The following is an 18,160-nucleotide window of genomic DNA, read 5'->3' as shown; positions in this document are numbered from 1 at the left end:
AGCACGTATCACGTAGCACGTAACACGATTTCTGTTTTGGGTCTATTTTCTGAAAACAACCGGTAAACCGCTATTGTTTCCATTTCATTTTATCTGAAACTGGCGCGATTCTCCAGACTCGCGCCTCTGGATAGCGGTAGTCTCCAGACTACCTAAACTATTCCTGCCAATTAGCGAGTCTGGAGACTCGCCTCATCTTTTGTCACGAGTCTGGAGACTCGCGCCAGAAAGTGTCTGACAGGTAAATTATGTTTCGGGGCTGATTCCAAGAAAGCAGCCCCGAAACATAATTTACTTTGCTAATTCCTGCTGGATCAAACCTTCGGCTTTGGCAAGGGCGGCATCTAAGCCAGCCACTTCTTTTCCGCCGGCAGTGGCGTAGAACGGCTGTCCGCCGCCGCCGCCTTTGATCTCTTTGGCTAGTTCCTTCACCATTTGCACGGCGTTCAGGCCTTTGCCGGAAACCACTTCGTCTGACAGCATCACGGCCAGTTGCGGTTTTCCGTCTACATCGGCAGCCAGTACCAGCACCAGGTTATCTACTACGTTGCGCAGGTCGAAGGCCAGTTTCTTCAGGTAATCGGCTGAGCTTACTTCAACACGGGCTGCCAGGAAGTTCACGCCGTCGCGGCTCTGTACCTGAGACGCCAGTTTCTCTTTCTGCGCAGTTACCTGCTTCAGTTCAAACGCTTCCAGTTGCTTGCGCAGTGCGTTGTTCTCGTCCTGCAGTTTTTCAATGGCTTTGCCGAAGTCTTTCTGCACGCCCAGCAACTGCTTTACTTCCTCAAACTGGGAAATCTGCTCGTCTACGAACTGCTCGGCCACATCGGCGGTGATGGCTTCAATTCTTCTTACGCCGGCAGCCACGGAGCTTTCGCTCACGATCTTGAAGAAACCGATGTTCCCCGTGTTCTGCACGTGAATACCGCCACAAAGCTCAATGGAGAAATCTTTGTTGAAAGTAATCACCCGCACGAAGTCACCGTATTTCTCACCGAACAAAGCCATAGCGCCCATGTTCTTCGCTTCTTCAATAGGCACGTTGCGGCGCTCGTCTTTCTCAATAGACTCCCGGATGCGCTCGTTCACGATGTGCTCCACCTCGCGCAACTGCTCCTCGGTCACTTTGGTGAAGTGCGAGAAGTCAAAGCGCAGCAGTTTATCGCTCACCAAAGAACCTTTCTGGTTCACGTGATCGCCTAAAACCTGCTTCAAAGCGGCGTGCAGCAAGTGCGTGGCCGAGTGGTTTTTCTTGATCAGAGCCCGACGCTTGCTGTCAACCTTGGCTTTCAGCGGAGCTTCCAGGTCTTTGGGCAGATCAGCTGTGATGTGCAGGATCAGGTCGTTTTCCTTTTTGGTGTCCAGCACTTTCACGGTGCCCGCTTCTGACTGAAGTACGCCGGTATCGCCTACCTGTCCGCCGCTCTCGGCGTAGAAAGGCGTGCGGTCCAGCACTACGTGGAATTCCTTCTTGTTTTTGGCGGTCACCTGGCGGTAGCGAACCACGCGGGCTTCCACCTCTTCGGCGTCATAGGCTACCCACTCCGTTTCCACTTCTGGTTGCAAAATCACCCAGTCGCCCTGCTCCGTGGCAGCGGCGTTGCGGGAACGGTTCTTCTGCTGCTCCATCTCGGCGGTGAAGCCCGCCTCATCAATGGTGAAGCCGTTTTCCTTGGCAATCAGAGCGGTCAGATCCAGCGGGAACCCGAAGGTATCGTACAGTTCAAAGGCGGTTTTACCGTCAATGGTATTGCCGTTCGCCTTGAAAGTATCGTTCAGTGACTCCAGGCGCTTAAGACCGTTTTCCAGCGTGCGCAGGAACGCGTTCTCTTCTTCCTCAATCACGCGCTGCACAAAGGCTTGCTGAGCCTTCAGTTCAGGGAACACATTGGCCAGTTGATCAGCCAGCACCGGAACAATGGTGTTCAGGAACGGCTTCTTGAAGTTCAGGTAGGTGAAGGAATACCGCACTGCACGCCGCAGAATTCTTCTGATCACGTAACCAGCCTTGTTGTTGCTCGGCAACTGCCCATCAGCAATAGTGAAGGAAATCGCCCGGATGTGGTCGGCAATCACGCGGATGGCAATATCGGTCTTCTCGTTCTCACCGTATGTTACACCGGCCTCAGCAGCAATGAACTGGATAAGCGGCTGGAAAACGTCGGTGTCATAGTTGGACTGTTTGCCCTGGATGGCCATGCACAAACGCTCGAAGCCCATGCCCGTATCTACGTGTTGCGCAGGAAGTTTCACCAAAGAGCCATCGGCCAGACGGTTGAACTCCATAAACACGTTATTCCAGATTTCCACTACCTGAGGATGGTCATTATTCACTAGGTCTTTGCCGGGAATCTTGGCTACTTCTTCCTCTGAACGCAGGTCTACGTGGATCTCAGAGCAAGGGCCGCACGGACCCGTATCGCCCATCTCCCAGAAGTTGTCTTTCTTATTGCCCATCAGAATGCGGTCTTCCGCAATCATGGTCTTCCAGATATCAAACGCCTCCTGGTCCATAGGCAGATTCTCAGTAGCATCGCCCTGGAACACAGACACGTAAAGCCTGTCCTTGGGCAGCTTGTACACCTCAGTAAGCAATTCCCATGACCATTTGAGTGCGTCCTGCTTAAAGTAATCGCCAAAAGACCAGTTGCCCAGCATCTCAAACATGGTGTGATGGTAGGTGTCGTAGCCTACTTCCTCCAGGTCATTGTGCTTACCAGACACGCGAAGGCATTTCTGGGTATCGGCCACGCGGGCGTAAGGCGCGGGTTTGTTGCCCAGGAAATAATCCTTGAACGGCGCCATGCCGGAGTTGATGAACATGAGCGTGGGGTCGTCTTTCACCACGATGGGCGCCGACGGAACAATCTGGTGGCCTTTGGAGGCGAAGAAATCTAGGAACTTCTGACGGATCTCAGCGGAGGTCATGTATCTAAATAATTGCTTTCTAATCTATGGCGCAAGGTCTTGTAAATGCGAAAGAAAAAGCCAATTTTTGCCGTTCCAGTGCGCCTTGCGTCTCCTGCAAAAGTAAGCTTTTTTGGCAAATTGCGGAGGCTGGCGGCAGGTTTTACGCCTGTTTTTCAGAAAACAAGCTAAAAAGAGTCCTGTGTTCTGATTCTTGAGTCCTGAGTCGGCTTGAGATACTTTCAGACTCAGCACTCATAACTCCAGACTCAGAACTCTCAAGAAAGTGCCTTATAAAGAACGCGATATAGAAAAACAATATTACAGCATTGGGGAAGTGGCCGCCATGTTTGAAGTGGCCCCCTCGCTGATCAGGTTCTGGGAAACCGAATTCGATATTCTGAAGCCCAAAAAGAACAAGAAAGGAAACCGCCTCTTTTCGCCAAAAGACATTGAAAACCTACGGTTTGTGTACCATTTGGTAAAGGAGCGCGGCTACACCATCCAGGGCGCCCGTGAGATGCTGAAAAACCGCGGCGTGCAGGCCCGCGAAAAATTTGAAATGATCCAGAGCCTGGAGAAAGTGAAGGAGTTTTTGCTCAGCATCAAATCACAGCTTCCCTAGCGGGAAGCAAGTTCTGAGTTCTGAGTCTTGAGTTCTGAGTTGATAACTTGGTGAGCTTTAAACGTATATACCCACTCAGGACTCAGGACTATTGACTCAGAACTCCCTACCATGCTCCACGAAGTTGCTTTGCCCTTAATTCCCGGAATTGGCGGCGGAAACGCACGGCTACTGGTCAGTTATTGCGGATCGGCGAAAGATGTTTTCTCCGTGCCCAAAGAGCGGCTGACGAAGATTCCGGGAGTGGGTGATGTGCTGGCCGGAAGGATTGCTACTCACCAGAAGGAAGTACTGCGGCAAGCGGAACAGATTCTAGCCCGCGCCGAGAGGGAAAAGGTTAAAATCCTGTTCTATACCTCGCCGGAATACCCCAACCGCTTACGCAACCTGCCAGATTCCCCGCTCCTGCTGTATTACAAAGGCACAGCAGACCTGAACGCCTCCAAGGTGATCAGCATTGTGGGGACCCGTAAAAGCACGGAGTACGGCCGCATGGTAACGGAGCAACTGGTGCAGGGCCTGGTAAAACACGGGGCGCTGGTGGTAAGCGGCCTGGCCTATGGCATTGACATTGCTGCCCACAAAGCTGCGCTGCGGGCTGGACTGCCCACCGTGGGTGTAATGGCAACCGGGATTGATGCAGTGTACCCCAGCGTGCACAAGAGTGTGGCCGAGAAAATGCTCTTCCAAGGCGGCCTGTTAACCGAGAACCCCTTTGAGACCAAACCCGATGCTCCTCGCTTTCCCGCCCGTAACCGAATCATCGCTGGCCTGGCAGATTGTACCATTGTAGTGGAATCTACCCAGAAGGGCGGTTCGCTCATCTCCGCTGACATTGCCCACAGCTATGACCGCGAGGTGATGGCCGTGCCGGGCCCTATTCTTTCAGAAACGTCCCAAGGCTGCAACCAACTCATCAAGTCCCTGAAGGCGGTTCCTTATACCCAGTTCAAAGACCTGGAAGAACTGCTCAATTGGGACAAAGCCTTGGCTCCTCCGGCAGTACCTGCTACGGAGGAATGGGACCTGAAGGAGTTCACTGCCGAGGAACGGCAAGTGCTCAGAACGCTCAAAGAAGCCGGCCCTTCCCATATTGACGTGATTAGCCGGCACACCAATCTTTCTATGAATCAGCTGTCATCGGTTCTGCTCACTTTGGAGTTCAGCGGAAGGGTTAAAAGCCTCCCAGGCAAGCAGTTTGCTTTAGTTTGATTCACTTCCAGTTGAACAAAGTTCTAATCCTTTATACCTGATTTTAAAGCGTGTACCTTCTCTACAACGGACAATTCATCTCAGAAGAAGAATTTCGGCTGCCCTTCTCTAACCGGGCTTTTCAATACAGCGATGGCTTCTTTGAAACCATGATCATGCAGAATGGCAAAGTCCGGTTTTGGCAAGACCATCTGGACCGGGTACTGGAAGCAGCCGCTGTTCTGAAGATGGAAATACCTTCTTTCTTTAATAAACCTGCTTTAAGTGACCAACTGGAAGAACTGGCCCGTAAAAACCACTGCGCTGAGTTGGGAAGATTGAAATGGAAAATTTGGCGGACGGGTGCAGGCTTATACACCCCACAAACAGACGCCGTAGAATGGATAGTAACCGCAGCACCCTCTCAGAGTCCTGCTCAAGAGTTTGTTCATGCACAGACCTGCACCTCGGTCCAAACATACTTCTCTCCTTTCTCGGGCTTTAAGGGTGTCCACTCTCCCATATATGTGCTCGCGAGCCGGGAGAAAAAAGAGAAAGCTGCAGATGACCTGCTCTTATTGGATGGCCAGGGGCATGTAGCAGAATTAACGGCTTCCTCTATCTTCTGGATCAAGGAAAACACCCTCTTTAATCCTTCCTTGCAAACCGGATGCCTAAACGGAATTGCCAGAAGAAACCTGATGAGGCTAGCCCTTCAGCTTGGTTATTCCGTGGCTGAAGGACTGTACAAGCCGGAGTTGCTACAAGAGGCCGAAGTTGTATTTGCAGCCAATGTCACGGGTATAAAGCAACTCAGCGGGCTTGACCAGCTTTCGTTTCCGGTTACAATTCATCCCTTTCTAATTGCGGCCGAAACTTTGTTTTAGTAATGTTTTAGGAAAAAGAGCACCAAAACAGTACACAGTAAAAAGCCTCCTTTCTATGAAAAGAGGCTTTTGTTTTTTAGCTCTTTTTGGCGTTAGCTTCCCAGATTCTAAGGAAATTACCGCCTAAGATCTTCTCTATCTCCTTTTTCTTGTACCCTCGCTCTAACAAAGCCTTGGTGATTACAGGATAAGTACTTACATCATCCAGGCTGACCGGGGTGGAACTTATGCCGTCGTAATCAGAGCCCAGGCCAACGTGGTCTATGCCGGCTAGCTTCACAATATGGTCTATGTGGTCAATGAGCAAAGAAAGCGGCGGATTGATGGTGCCAGACTCATTAGGGTATTGCTGGAAAATAGCGTCTCTAAGCGCCATGCCAGATAAACCTTTTTGCCGTAGGGCTTTAATCTCAGCATCATGTTTGGCCATAAAGGCACTCATCCGGTTGGTGTAGGCGCTGTCCAGAAACTCTGAGAAGAAGTTCAGGTGAATCACTCCGCCGTTTTTGCCCACGGCTTTGATCTGGTCATCGGTAAGGTTTCGGTGGTGCGGACTGAAGGTAGCGGCACAGCTATGCGAAACTAACACCGGCTTGGAAGTGGTATTGATCACGTCCCAGAAGGTCTGCTCTCCCACGTGCGATAGGTCTACTAACATGCCCAACTCATTCATCCGCTTTACTACTTGCTTCCCGAAGTCGTTCAGGCCTTTTTTGTTGTGGTAGCCACTTCCCTTCTTCTCATCAGCGGCGGAAGAAGCCCAGGCAACACTGTTGTTCCAGGTAAGCGTGAGGTATCTAACGCCCCGGTTGTACAGGTGGGTAAGATTATCCAGGTTATCCTCAATCATGTGGCCTCCCTCTACTCCGCTTAAGGCCGCAGTTTTGTGGTTCTTGACCGCCTGCCGGGCTTCTGCGGGAGTGTACACCAACTGCAATTTGTCGGGGTTTCGCTTCACGATGGCCTCTAGCGAATCGATCTGCTGGTTCGCGAACCTGAATGCTCTGCCTGTCCCGTAAGTCTCATCGCAGAAAATGGCGAACACCTGTACGTCAACGCCTCCTTTTCGCAACCGGGCCAAATCTGTATGAGCAATTCCGGTGAGGTCCTTTTCCATGGAGTGGCCTTCCATTACTACCTGTGAAAGCACATCGTTGTGGGTGTCTACCAGTATTGACTTCTGGTGCAGGGTTTGGTATGAACTGGAACAGGAGGCCAGAAGACCGATTGCCGCGGCCAGCGACAAGGAGGATTTAATATTCATGGGTGAGCCAAAGTGATGGATGTAGGCACCCCAGTTTACGCAAAAACCGGCATATCCCAAAATTGATGCGGCCAACTCGCACCTCCGTGTAAGGAACCTATAATGGAAAAGAGCTAGTTAAGGTATTGTCCCTCTATGTTCTGGACGTATTTCTGACCGGCACCCGTGTTGAGCAACAGGACTTTCTCCTGGGCCTGAATCCATCCTTGGCTTAGCAGTTGACGGGCTGCCATCCAAACGGCGGCACCTTCGGGGGCCACGAAAAGACCCTCCTTTTTGCCAATTTCCCGTATTCCTTCCACCATTTCCTCCTCAGAGATGGCAATGGCAGTACCTTTTGATTCAGCCAAGACCTGCAGCATCAGGGGCTCACCCAAAGGTCTGGGAACGGCTAGTCCATTGGCAATAGTGGGCTTTCCGTTATACTGCTGGGAATTTTGTTGCAACCCCAGGAAAGTATCTACCAACGGACGGCAATTCTGGGCCTGTACCGCTACCATGCGGGGCAACCGCACGTCTTTGTCCAGCCAACCCAGGGCGATCATTTCCTGGAAAGCTTTCCAGATGCCTATCAACCCGGTGCCGCCACCTGCTGGGTACAGAATCACGTCAGGAAGATTCCATTGCAACTGTTCAGCTAGTTCGTAGCCCATGGTTTTCTTTCCTTCCAGGCGGTACGGCTCTTTGAGGGTGGAGACATCCAGCAATTGCCCATGGTGATTCATTTTTCTAACCTCGGCGGCACAGTCATGAATGAGGCCATCCAACAGGTGCACCTCGGCCCCGTACCAGTAACACTCCTCTTTGAAGGCTTTGGGCGTATGACGTGGCATGACCACTATTGCCGGCAGATTTGCTTTGGCGCAGTAAGCGGCCATGGCTACTCCGGCGTTCCCGGCTGTGGGAATGATACACCCTTCTACCCCAAGTTCCAGAGCTTTGGAAATGGCCATGCTCAGGCCCCGGGCCTTGAACGATCCGGTGGGGTTTTGTCCTTCGTCTTTTAGCAAGAGGTTCTCAAAGCCATAGGAGCTACCCAGGTTTTTCAATGAAAGAATTGGGGTGAAGCCTTCGCCTAAGGAGACTTTATTCTCGGGTTTGATCACCGGCAGCATTTCCTGGTAGCGCCACATGGTACCCTCTTTGTTTTGGAGGACTTTCTGGGAAAAGGGAGCTGAAACAGCATACCGGGCTAGCAGAGGCATTCCGCAGCAGGCAGAAACCCTCTGCAAAGATTCATGGGAATACTCTTGCTGGCATTTTGAGCAAACCAGGTGAGAAATGTTACTAACGCTAGTTAAGAGAGAGGTTGACATAGTTTCGGCTTTTACCCCGGCAAAATGGGCAAAGGGTATAACCATATCAAATAGCTTTTGGAGATAGGCTATTCCGTTTAGGAATACTGCCGGGTCATGAACTGCAGAAAGTGTTTGTAAGGCGCGTTGTTTTCGGTCCCTTTTCGCTGAATAAAGCTGAAAGTCCTTTTTACCTGGAGATCTTTGATTTTTACCTCCACCAGTTCTCCGGAGTCGAGCTCATGCAGCACGGCCTGCCGGGGCAGGAAAGCCATACAGGTATCTACCCGCACAAAGTTCTTCAGGGCCTCGGTGCCGCCTAGCCTCACCCGCACCGGTAGTTGGGAAAGCTTCACCCCACGCTGCACCAGTGCCTCCTCCAGCACCGCCAACGTGCCGGACCCCGATTCCCGTAGCGCCAGCGGGATCTGGTACAAGTCACTTACCTCCAGTTCATGCTTTTGCAGCGGGTTCCGGTGCGAGCAGACGGCAATCACGTCATCGGTGAGGAAGGGCGTGTAGGTCACCTGGCTTATCTTCCTGATTCCCTCAATAATGCCCAGGTCAATGTCATGGTCCAGCAACGCCTTGAGTATGTTTTCGCTGTTCCGGTTTTTGAGGGTTAAGTTCACCTGCGGGTAACGGGTAAGGTACTCAGACAACACCGGGGGCAGAATGTAGAGCGACACGGTTGTACTGGCCCCCAGCACCAACGTGGTGTTGGGCTGGAAGTCTTTGCTGATAAGGGGAAGTTCCTGGTGAAGCTCGTTTTGGATGAGTTGCACCGCCTCCAGCTTCTGGTAAAGCAGTTTTCCTGCGGGCGTAAGGCTGATGCTGTTCCCGTATCTTTCAAACAAACCCGTTTTGTAATGCTCCTCCAGCGCTTTGATCTGTTTACTGATGGCAGATTGGCTGATGTACAGAATCTGGCTGGCTTTTGTAAAACTGAGCTGCCGCGCCACTTCCAGGAAGACAACGTGTTTATGCGAAATCACAGGACCAGGTATTTAAAACAATCAAAAGCCAATTTCTACAACCGGTCCAGGACCTCACGGGTGCGTTCGCTGTCCCGCTGGTTCCCGGTATTTAATGTAGAGGCCGGTTCAAACAGCATGACACTCACTTCTTCAGGAGCCACGGGCCGGTGCTCCACGCCTCTGGGCACAATCAGGAACTCGCCTTCGTGCAGGTCTACCGTATGGTCTCTGAACTCCATCTTGAAACTCCCCTTCACCACCAGAAACATTTCATCTTCATGGTCGTGGTGGTGCCAAACAAACTCGCCTTTGAACTTTGCCAGTTTTACCTGCTGTCCGTTCAGCTCGCCTACAATCCTGGGGTTCCAGTAATCAGAGAACAGCTGTAGTTTCTCGTCTATATTAACTTTTTGCATCTTTTTAAACACTTAAAGGGTGAAGGTACAAAAGGAAGAGTACTTGTTGGTGGTTCTATGGCTTTTCCTGAAGCCGATGAATAAAAAAAGCCTCTCCTAGAGGAAGAGGCTTTTTTGAGGAGTAAATCAGTAATTCTTTTTATATCATTATCCCAAAGGAGGTTAAGCAGGTTCACCGGTGATGGTGTCAATATGCCGGATTTTGCGTTGTTTTTTGAGTTTGTCAGCCATTATGTAAATGTCTCCATATTCCTGGGAGAACTTCTGGGCGTCTGACAGAACTGAATTTATTTTGCTGGGATCATGCTCCTGGTGGTGGGCCTTGAAGAGCTTGTCCCAAAAAATAGCAATGAGCGTGAGGAAACAGCCGATTGCCAGGTAGGCTAATACCCGCATAGCGGCAATATCGCTGTCATTGGAAGTGAACGCTATTACAAATGTACCAGCGAAGAAACCAACGGCAATCAGGGTGGATAACTGGTCTTTTTTCATGATTTCCTGTTTTTAGGGGCCCTAATGCAACTCAGTAAAAATTCACATCATCTTTTACAATGTTTAAAGGTAAATACGGACTTAACTTTACTAAAGTTACATAAAAATCTTTTTATATTCCAACTTTAATTCATCTTTTTAAAAATTTCCGGTTCCAAATTTCATTTTTTTCAAAGCATTGATCTTTGATGATTTATGTGGGTAGCTTCAAAAGATGACCAGCCAAACCGTACAGGCATCAAAAAAGAGCAAACCACCCCAAAGTTTTATATCATTGTTGCGTAGAGAGGCAAACGGCGGAGAAGGGAATCGCTTTTCGGCCTGTTTTCTCCAAAAAGAACCCAAACCAGCAACATGAACATCACCCAACGTTACCAGCTTTCGCTCGCGCTTCTTACCGATATGTACCAGCTGACCATGGCCCAGGGATACTGGAAAAAAGGGATGGAAGAGCAGGAAGCGGTTTTTCACCTGTATTTCAGAAAGAACCCATTCCAGGGAGGTTACACCATTGCGGCCGGCTTAGCCGATGCCATTGACCTGCTGCAGCACCTGAAGTTTACCGAGCAGGATCTCTCCTACCTGAGAAGCATCAAGAGCAGCACAGGGCAGCAGTTATTTGAAGACGGGTTCCTGGACCACCTCCGCCAATTACAATTTTCCTGCGATGTAGACGCCATTGAAGAAGGAACTGTGGTTTTCCCGAACGAGCCCTTGTTGCGCATCAAAGGCCCCATTCTGCAATGCCAGCTTCTGGAAACCCCCTTGCTCACCATCCTCAACTTCCAGACCCTGATCGCTACCAAGGCTGCCCGCATTGTGGATGCCGCCCAGGGCGACCGCGTGATTGAGTTTGGGATGCGCCGCGCCCAAGGTCCGGATGGGGCCTTATCCGCCGCGCGGGCGGCTTTCATTGGCGGTGTGGGAGCTACCTCCAATATGCTGGCTGGTCAGTTGTTCAACATTCCGGTAAAAGGCACGCACGCGCACAGTTGGGTTATGTCATTTGACGAGGAGCAGGAAGCCTTCGCGGCTTACGCCGATGTGTTCCCCGATGATTCTGTGTTCCTGGTCGACACGTACAACACCCTGGACGGCATCAAGAAAGCCATTGAGGTAGCCCGGCAACTGCGGGAGAAAGGCAGCGAACTGAAAGGCATCCGGCTTGATTCCGGTGACCTGGCATATCTGAGCATAGAAGGGCGCAGAATGCTGGATGAGGCGGATTTCCCCGATGTTTCTATCCTGGCCAGCAATGACCTGGACGAAAACCTGATCCAGAGCCTCAAACTGCAGGGAGCCCGCATTGATACTTGGGGAATCGGCACGAAACTGGTGACCGCCTATGACCAACCGGCTCTGGGAGGCGTGTACAAACTGGCCGCTTTGCGCCAGAAAAACGGAGACTGGGATTATAAACTGAAGCTTTCTGAGCAGCTCATCAAAGTCTCTACCCCTGGTATTTTACAGGTGCGGCGGTTCTACCGCAATGACTCCTTAGTAGGCGATATGATCTATTCTGAGCCACTTCAGGTGAATGCCTCCGCCACCATGGTACACCCCAATGATCCCACCCAGCGCAAAAGCTTCGCGAAGGATTGCAACCACCAGGACCTGCTGGTTCCTGTTTTCCGCGACGGGAAACAAGTGTACACCTCCCCTGAGCTATCGGCTATTCAGGAACGTACTAAACAGCAGCTAAGCCTTCTGCACGAGACCTACCGCCGGTTCCTGAACCCGCACATTTACAAGGTAGGTTTGGAAGAGCAGTTGCATGAAAAGAAATTCAAGCTCATTCTTCAACTGCGGGAGTCACAAACCACCTAACCTGTTAAACACAAACAAAGAACCCGTTTTAAGACCTTTTATGTAAAACAGGCTTAAAACGGGTTCTTTGTTTTTGAGTAATTACTGCAAGTATCAGTAGCTACCTATCTGCTATTTAGCTCAAGGCCAGACTCAGTGCATGTTCTTTCTCTGTTTCGTCAAAGGTTGCTTTGGGTAGTTGCACCAGAAACGTACTTCCTGCCTTGGGTTCACTTTGTACAGAGATGGTGCCGTTCATGCTGTCCAGCAATTCCTTGCAAAGCATTAAGCCAATGCCGGTTCCTTTTTCGTTGGAAGTTCCTCTTCTGGAGTAGCGTTCTTCGGTAAAGAGTTTTGATTGGGCCTCTAGCGGAATTCCAGTTCCGTTATCCTTCACCGCTATCTGAACCTCCTGGTCAGAACCAATTGCCGATACTTCAATGGTGCCTGCTTCCGGGGTGAACTTGATGGCATTGGAGATCAGGTTTCTGATCACAAACTTCAATCGTTCTTTATCGGCTAGTACCTGCACCTCCTCTGTTCCTTTCTGCAACAGCAGGATGCCTTTAAGAGTGGCATTATGCTGTAAAAGCTCGATTGTTTCTGAAATCAAAGGCTTTAAGGGTAGTTTTTCCAGCTTTACAGAAGCTCCACTCATCTGGCTCTTAGACCAGACAAGAATGTTATTAAGCAGGTTTGTAGCGTTATCGTAGTCCTTCCCTAATTGATAGAACAGTCGCTTGAAGTCTTGGTCGCTAACGGCATTCTTGTCAGCCAGATAAAACAAGGACTGCACTGAGGTAAACGGGCTGCGTAGATCGTGCGAAACAATAGAGAAAAGCTTCTTCTGGAAGGTGTTTAATTTCTCTAGTTCATCGCGCTGGGTTTGCAGGACGTTAGACTGGGACACCAAGGTTTCCTGCTTCTGGGAGATGTCACGGTTTTTTTCCTCAATCTCCTGATTAATTGCCTTAACTCTGGCATTGCTTTTCTTTACCCGGCGCCATCCAATGAAAAGAAGTCCGGCTAGGGTTAAAAGGGAAAACCCTACGCCTATGGCAATTTGTTTTACCAGCTTTTCATATTGGATTTCCTGCTGGTATTTTTCTTTCTCCAGTTTCAGCTTCTGGTTTTCCAGGTCTTTTTTCTCTACCTCAAACTTGACTTCGGCCTCTGCCATCAGGTTACGGCGCTGTTTGGCAAAGAGGGTGTCTGTGGCATGGGTGCGAGTCAGCAAAGATTGGTACGCCTTGGGGTACTGCTTTTTTGCCGCGTAGAGTTTATGCAGGAACCCACTTGCCAGCCCAACATGAAGCGTGGCCCCCATTTTCTTAGCCAGTTCAAGACTTTCCTCGGCGAACTTTATGGCATTAGGGTAATCTTCCAACGCATCATAGGCGTAGGCAATCTCTCTCAGGGTAATGATTCTATCTGAATCGTTTCCTCCCCTTTTCTGTACCTCATTCGCCTGCAACAAGAACGTGAGTCCTTTGGCATGGTCTTCCATGGCAACGCTCAGGGAGCCCATGTGCGACAACGTGGCAGCCAAAGAGAGGGTATCTTTCTGTTCTCTTTTCAGCTTGGCAGCCTTCTGAAGATAAACCAGGGCTTTGGGGAGCTGATTTGAATTCTCATAGACCGCTCCCATATTGTTGTAGAGCCGGGCCATGCCCTTCTTATCCCCTGTTTTTTCGGCTAACTTTAAAGCCTCTGCATAGATGGGCAAAGATTTAAGAAGCTCATTATTTCTCACATGCACGTTGCCTATGTTGGTGAGGGAGCTCACGATACCCGCTGTGTCACGTAACTGTTGGCGCAGCTTCAGGGCCTGATGATGAAATGACAAGGATTTACCTAATTCGCTCGTGAGCAAGTAGGTGACACCAATGATATTGAGGGCCGCAGCTTGTCCTTTAGCATTGTCAGATTTAGAGGCTAATTGCTCTGCTTCCAGACTTAAGGTTCTAGCTTTTACCGGATCTGTATTGATGTACTTGGACGCGGCAAGATTCAGGAGCCTCACCTTGGCTGAATCTACTTTTGTACGACTTATCTGCGCCTGTAAGCTGTCAATACTTATTTGTTGAGCCTGCACCTGACCAGCGACGAGTAGCAAGAGACAAACTGCTCTCTTCATAAAAAATATAAAATTGTGGAGTAAGTACTTGTATTCAGGTATAATCTTGTACTAAAGGTAACAGAAGTTTTGTATTATAAGATTAGTTCCTGAACCGCCTTATTACTATTCCATTGCAAAGGATTATAGGTGATAGACAATGCCTAAAAATATAAATGCGAGCACTCCGGGGTTAGCCCGGAATACTCGCATGTGGTCACGTGCTTGAGTGTAACTAAGAAAGAAGCTGGGCGCTCTGAATCACCTGCCCGCCTTTCCTGATCATATCGGCTTTGGCTTTCTCGAATCCTTCGGCGCTGATGGCCCGGGTGGCATCTTCAATAAAGTAAGTGGGAAACCCTTCCTTTAAAGCGTCAAGCGCAGTGAAGTACACGCAGAAATCGGCGGCTAATCCTACCAGATACACTTCATTCACTCCTTTTCCGCGCAGGTATTCGGCCAGGGCCGTAGATTTCAGGTGTCCGTTGTCATAGAAGCCGCTGTAGGAATCAATCTCAGGATCGGTACCTTTCCGGAAGATGGCTTCTACCCGACTCATCTCCAGCTCCGGGGAAAACTCCGCTCCTGCGGTGCCTTGCACGCAATGATCGGGCCATAAGACCTGATCCAGGCCCTGCAGTTGCGTTGTTTCAAACAGCTTCTTACCCTCGTGCTGGGAGGCAAAGCTTTTGTGGTTGCTGGGGTGCCAGTCCTGGGTGGCTACCACCAGATCAAACTGGGGCTGCAAGGCATTGGCAATAGGAACTACGGCATCGCCCTCGGGCACCGCCAGGGCACCACCGGGAATAAAATCGTTTTGTATGTCTATGAGCAGAAGCGCTTCCATGTGGTAATGAGTGATTGAGTGGTTGAATGATTGAGTGAATACGGGAAAAGGAGAAAACGGGACAAAACCTACTGGCCGAGGCTCCTCGGGTTTAGGTCTGTTTTGCCAGAATTAAGCTAGAACTGCCCTTCAGATACTGCCTCTGTTAATCATCTCCCGAAGCTGGGGCAGTAATTGGTACAGGTCCTCCCCGGGGCAAGCGGTAGTAGCATTGTCTTTGTGGCCTGAGATGTTGTCTCCGGAAATCTTCCAGCGTTTGGCAACAGCCAGCGAAAGGCTCTTTAAACTTTGAAGTTGCGCCTCTGAGACTTTCTCGTTCTGGAAATTCCCTTCCAGCACAATCAGCACGTGACCGGTGGGGTCATAGGGCGTGTTTGAATCGCCCACGTATTGCAGCTGCCGGCCTTCGCCAATGGTACCATCCACCGCGATGTAAAAATGGTACGGCACATCGGCCCAGGGTTCTTTGATGCGACCATCTGAAAGAGGGCTCCGCTCCATCGAAAACTTCTGAAGCGACTTCAGTTTCTCCTGCACCGTACGGGAGGCATTTTGCTTAGTGGCCGTGTGGTGGATGGTGATTTTCTGCGGCACGTGGGTTTTCATGGGCAGCAACGGGTTCATAGCTCCCCACTGCGCTCTGGTGACTACCGGAATTCCTTTGGGCAAGGAAACCGTTTTGGCTGATTGACACGCCCCAAACAGGAGCAATCCGAGGGAAAGGCAGAGTACTTGTTTTTTCTTAGACATTCAGGTGAAGGGGTTTGGCTCCCGCCATTTCATAGTTTAATTGAAGTTTTGTTTCAAGGGTGTTTGCGCTAAACAGACCAAAAAGAGATAAAATCAGCCTCGCACCTGCCCATCTCCCCGCACCACCCATTTATAGCTGGTCAGTTCCTCCAGGCCCATTGGCCCTCGGGCGTGCAGTTTCTGGGTGCTGATGCCAATTTCGGCTCCCAAACCAAACTGTGCGCCATCTGTGAAGGCGGTAGAGGTATTGGCATACACGGCGGCGGCATCTACGGCATTCAGAAATCTTTCAATGGCGGCAGGGTCTTCAGACAAGATGGCTTCGCTGTGTTTGGAGCTGTAACGGGCAATGTGCTCCAGGGCTGCATTTACATCTGGCACCGTTTTCACGGCCATTTTCATAGAAAGAAACTCCGACCCGAAATGCTCTTCCTGGGCCTGGTGCAGCAGGTTAGCCGGGTAATAATTCTTTAAGACCTCATGAGCCGGAGCATCCGCAAAAACCTCTACCTGAGACTCAGCGAGGGAAGAAAGCAGAGCAGGCAAATCAGGCAAACGGCTCTGGTGCACCAGCAGACAGTCTAAGGCATTGCAGACGCTCACGCGGCGGGTTTTGGCGTTGTGAATGACTTTCCGGCCTTTCTCCAGATCAGCGGAGGCATCAAAATAGGTATGCACAATTCCGGCCCCGGTTTCGATCACGGGTACTTTGGCGTTCTGCCGCACAAAATCTATCAACGATTGGCTGCCCCGGGGAATGAGCACATCCACGTACCCGATGGCGTTCAGCAAAGCCTCGGTGGCGGCGCGCTCGGCAGGAAGCAAGATAGCCACGGAGGCATCCAGCCCATGTTTTTCCAGCACCTGATGTATGACGGAAATAATGGCTCTGTTAGAAAAATCAGCATCGCTGCCGCCTTTCAACAAACAAGCGTTTCCGGTTTTAAAACAGAGGGAAAAGACATCAAACGTTACATTGGGTCGGGCCTCGTAGATCACGCCCACTACTCCCAAAGGCACCCGTACCTTTTTGATTGATAAACCATTAGGTAGCTCTTTCTGCAGCAGAACTTGATTCAAAGGGGAATCCAGATCAGCCACATTCTCTATGTCTCTGGCAATATCCTGCAGGCGACCAGGCGTCAGTTTCAGACGGTCATACTTGGGATCAGCCGTGTCCATGCGGTCCAAATCCTTTTCGTTCTCCGCTATAATATAATCGGTTTGGCTCAGAGCAGCGGCGGCAACCTCGCGCAGCACTTCGTTCACCTTTTCGGCAGAAAGAAGTCCCAGCGTACGGCTGGCGGTTTGGGTACGTTTAAATAGGTCTTGGTATTCCACCTTCTATGCGTTGAATGGGTGATGGGAATTGAATTGGCCGTAACGGTTTTAGCCGCGTTTCCCAAAAAACTGGTCAAAAACAGGGCTGCGATTCTAAACTGTTTCGGGGTTCAGAAAGAGGTAATCATAGTGCACCAGCGGCTTCTGTTTCTGCGCGCCCAGCCGTTCCAGGGCTTTGTCTGAGCCATACTCGGCAATTCCAAACCCCACCTGTTGGTTCTGCTCATCCACCAGCTTCACGATGTCGCCTTTCTGGAACTCGCCCTGAATCTGCAGCACGCCCACCGGCAGCAGGCTGATGGCTTTCTCAGATCGACAAAGGGCCACTTTGGCGCCTTCGTTGATCTGGACCACGCCCTTGGCGAAGGTGCCGGAATGCGCAATCCATTTCTTCTTGCCCGAAGCGGTTTTATCAGGAATGAACCGGGTGTGTTCCAGTTCCTGGTTGAGTTGCTTCAGCAGCACGTTCTCCGTTTTGCCATTGGCAATGTGCACCGCAATGCCCAGTTGCGCCACTTTGCGGGCCATGTGGCATTTGGTGATCATTCCACCGCGCCCGAACTGTGAACGCTGGGTGGTGACAAACGAAGAGAAACCAGTGGTAGAGGAATCGATCTCGGGAATGACCTGGCTGGCGGGATCTTTGGGGTCGCCGTTGTAGATGCCGTTCACGTTGCTCAGAATCAGCAGGGCATCGGCGTTCAGCATGGAGGCGATTAGCCCGGCCAGTTCGTCGTTATCGGTGAACATGAGTTCGGTGACCGAGATCACGTCGTTCTCGTTCACGATGGGAATGACGTTGTTCTGCAGCAGCACCTGGAAACAGTTCTTCATGTTCAGGTAATGGCCCCGGTCCCGGAAATCTTCTTTGGTGACCAACACCTGCGCGCACACCAGTTGGTGCTGACTGAACAAAGCAGAATAGCTGTTGATCAGTTTCACCTGCCCCACCGAGGCCAATAACTGGCGGGCACTCACGGCATCGGTTTTGTCAGGTATGCGAATGAGACTTCGGCCCGAAGCCACCGCCCCGGAAGACACCACAATAACCTCCTTGCCCTGCTTTTTAAGGGATGAAATCTGGTCAACCAAATGCTGCAAGCGGGCTTCATCGGGCAGGCCGTTTTCCTGCGTGAGCACATTGGAGCCAATCTTAACTATGATTCTGTTGTAAAGGAACGCCATACTCTTTCCTGCATCTGAAAGGGTAATTTTAAAGGATTCTGCTCATTTCCCCTACAGTTTT

15 protein-coding genes are annotated in these 18,160 nt (G+C 50.7%); 4 read left to right on the top strand and 11 right to left on the bottom strand.

What is annotated here, in order from left to right; translation table 11 throughout:
- Positions 1-291: 291 nt before the first annotated feature.
- A complete protein-coding gene (alaS, locus tag JT719_RS01250) occupies positions 292-2,928 on the bottom strand; it encodes an alanine--tRNA ligase (protein ID WP_207430302.1) in 2,637 nt (878 codons plus the stop codon).
- Positions 2,929-3,193: 265 nt separating this feature from the next.
- On the opposite strand from alaS, the gene JT719_RS01245 reads away from it, so the two are divergent.
- The 3 genes from JT719_RS01245 (at position 3,194) to JT719_RS01235 (ending at position 5,610) form a co-directional block, all read left to right on the top strand.
- The gene (locus tag JT719_RS01245) at positions 3,194-3,532 is read left to right on the top strand and encodes a MerR family transcriptional regulator (RefSeq protein ID WP_207430301.1); all 339 of its coding nucleotides are present in this window, start codon (positions 3,194-3,196) and stop codon (positions 3,530-3,532) included.
- Between the two features lie 111 nt (positions 3,533-3,643).
- Complete coding sequence (dprA, locus tag JT719_RS01240; protein WP_207430299.1) at positions 3,644-4,744, top strand: DNA-processing protein DprA; 1,101 nt, start codon at positions 3,644-3,646, stop codon at positions 4,742-4,744.
- Positions 4,745-4,794: 50 nt separating this feature from the next.
- Positions 4,795-5,610, top strand: coding sequence for an aminotransferase class IV (locus JT719_RS01235; protein ID WP_341350726.1), 816 nt, complete (start codon positions 4,795-4,797; stop codon positions 5,608-5,610).
- Between the two features lie 76 nt (positions 5,611-5,686).
- Here the strand turns inward: JT719_RS01235 and JT719_RS01230 are convergent, their stop codons facing one another.
- The 5 genes from JT719_RS01230 to JT719_RS01210 all read right to left on the bottom strand — a co-directional run bounded on the left by JT719_RS01230 (position 5,687) and on the right by JT719_RS01210 (position 10,054).
- Entirely contained in the window at positions 5,687-6,874 is a 1,188-nt protein-coding gene (locus JT719_RS01230) for a dipeptidase (protein ID WP_207430295.1), read from the bottom strand.
- 113 nt (positions 6,875-6,987) lie between these two features.
- Positions 6,988-8,190: a threonine synthase gene (locus JT719_RS01225; protein ID WP_207430294.1), complete on the bottom strand. Its 1,203-nt coding sequence runs from the start codon at positions 8,188-8,190 to the stop codon at positions 6,988-6,990.
- A gap of 77 nt (positions 8,191-8,267) precedes the next feature.
- Positions 8,268-9,164 carry a LysR substrate-binding domain-containing protein gene (locus JT719_RS01220; RefSeq protein WP_207430292.1) on the bottom strand — a complete coding sequence of 299 codons (897 nt, stop codon included), beginning with the start codon at positions 9,162-9,164 and terminating at the stop codon, positions 8,268-8,270.
- 35 nt (positions 9,165-9,199) lie between these two features.
- The gene (locus JT719_RS01215; protein WP_207430291.1) at positions 9,200-9,562 is read right to left on the bottom strand and encodes a cupin domain-containing protein; all 363 of its coding nucleotides are present in this window, start codon (positions 9,560-9,562) and stop codon (positions 9,200-9,202) included.
- Between the two features lie 162 nt (positions 9,563-9,724).
- The gene (locus JT719_RS01210) at positions 9,725-10,054 is read right to left on the bottom strand and encodes a hypothetical protein (protein WP_207430290.1); all 330 of its coding nucleotides are present in this window, start codon (positions 10,052-10,054) and stop codon (positions 9,725-9,727) included.
- A 354-nt stretch (positions 10,055-10,408) separates the two neighbouring features.
- Here JT719_RS01210 and JT719_RS01205 point away from each other — a divergent pair, with 354 nt between their 5' ends.
- Complete coding sequence (locus JT719_RS01205) at positions 10,409-11,881, top strand: nicotinate phosphoribosyltransferase (protein ID WP_207430289.1); 1,473 nt, start codon at positions 10,409-10,411, stop codon at positions 11,879-11,881.
- Between the two features lie 115 nt (positions 11,882-11,996).
- Here JT719_RS01205 and JT719_RS01200 read toward each other — a convergent pair whose 3' ends face one another.
- From JT719_RS01200 to proB, 5 genes are all read right to left on the bottom strand, one after another.
- A complete protein-coding gene (locus JT719_RS01200) occupies positions 11,997-13,997 on the bottom strand; it encodes a tetratricopeptide repeat-containing sensor histidine kinase (RefSeq protein WP_207430287.1) in 2,001 nt (666 codons plus the stop codon).
- A gap of 214 nt (positions 13,998-14,211) precedes the next feature.
- Positions 14,212-14,823: a bifunctional nicotinamidase/pyrazinamidase gene (gene pncA, locus JT719_RS01195; RefSeq protein ID WP_207430286.1), complete on the bottom strand. Its 612-nt coding sequence runs from the start codon at positions 14,821-14,823 to the stop codon at positions 14,212-14,214.
- Between the two features lie 129 nt (positions 14,824-14,952).
- Complete coding sequence (locus JT719_RS01190) at positions 14,953-15,573, bottom strand: peptidoglycan recognition protein family protein (protein ID WP_242693040.1); 621 nt, start codon at positions 15,571-15,573, stop codon at positions 14,953-14,955.
- A 93-nt stretch (positions 15,574-15,666) separates the two neighbouring features.
- Complete coding sequence (locus JT719_RS01185) at positions 15,667-16,914, bottom strand: glutamate-5-semialdehyde dehydrogenase (RefSeq protein WP_207430284.1); 1,248 nt, start codon at positions 16,912-16,914, stop codon at positions 15,667-15,669.
- 93 nt (positions 16,915-17,007) lie between these two features.
- On the bottom strand, positions 17,008-18,099 hold the full coding sequence (gene proB, locus JT719_RS01180; protein ID WP_207430283.1) for a glutamate 5-kinase: 1,092 nt from the start codon (positions 18,097-18,099) through the stop codon (positions 17,008-17,010).
- Positions 18,100-18,160: the final 61 nt, after the last annotated feature.

Origin of the sequence: Sabulibacter ruber (assembly GCF_017355955.1) — a bacterium.
Taxonomy (GTDB): Bacteria; Bacteroidota; Bacteroidia; order Cytophagales; family Hymenobacteraceae; genus Nibribacter; species Nibribacter ruber_A.
Note: the sequence above shows the minus strand (reverse complement) of the source record. Positions and strands in the feature narration are given on the sequence as shown.

Excerpts from the sequence above, each read along its gene's own strand:
- alaS (WP_207430302.1), bottom strand. The coding sequence starts at position 2,928 with ATGACCTCCGCTGAGATCCGTCAGAAGTTCCTAGATTTCTTCGCCTCC.
- JT719_RS01215 (WP_207430291.1), bottom strand. The coding sequence starts at position 9,562 with ATGCAAAAAGTTAATATAGACGAGAAACTACAGCTGTTCTCTGATTAC.
- JT719_RS01225 (WP_207430294.1), bottom strand. The coding sequence starts at position 8,190 with ATGTCAACCTCTCTCTTAACTAGCGTTAGTAACATTTCTCACCTGGTT.
- proB (WP_207430283.1), bottom strand. The coding sequence starts at position 18,099 with ATGGCGTTCCTTTACAACAGAATCATAGTTAAGATTGGCTCCAATGTG.
- pncA (WP_207430286.1), bottom strand. The coding sequence starts at position 14,823 with ATGGAAGCGCTTCTGCTCATAGACATACAAAACGATTTTATTCCCGGT.
- dprA (WP_207430299.1), top strand. The coding sequence starts at position 3,644 with ATGCTCCACGAAGTTGCTTTGCCCTTAATTCCCGGAATTGGCGGCGGA.
- JT719_RS01200 (WP_207430287.1), bottom strand. The coding sequence starts at position 13,997 with ATGAAGAGAGCAGTTTGTCTCTTGCTACTCGTCGCTGGTCAGGTGCAG.
- JT719_RS01205 (WP_207430289.1), top strand. The coding sequence starts at position 10,409 with ATGAACATCACCCAACGTTACCAGCTTTCGCTCGCGCTTCTTACCGAT.
- JT719_RS01230 (WP_207430295.1), bottom strand. The coding sequence starts at position 6,874 with ATGAATATTAAATCCTCCTTGTCGCTGGCCGCGGCAATCGGTCTTCTG.
- JT719_RS01190 (WP_242693040.1), bottom strand. The coding sequence starts at position 15,573 with ATGTCTAAGAAAAAACAAGTACTCTGCCTTTCCCTCGGATTGCTCCTG.
- JT719_RS01210 (WP_207430290.1), bottom strand. The coding sequence starts at position 10,054 with ATGAAAAAAGACCAGTTATCCACCCTGATTGCCGTTGGTTTCTTCGCT.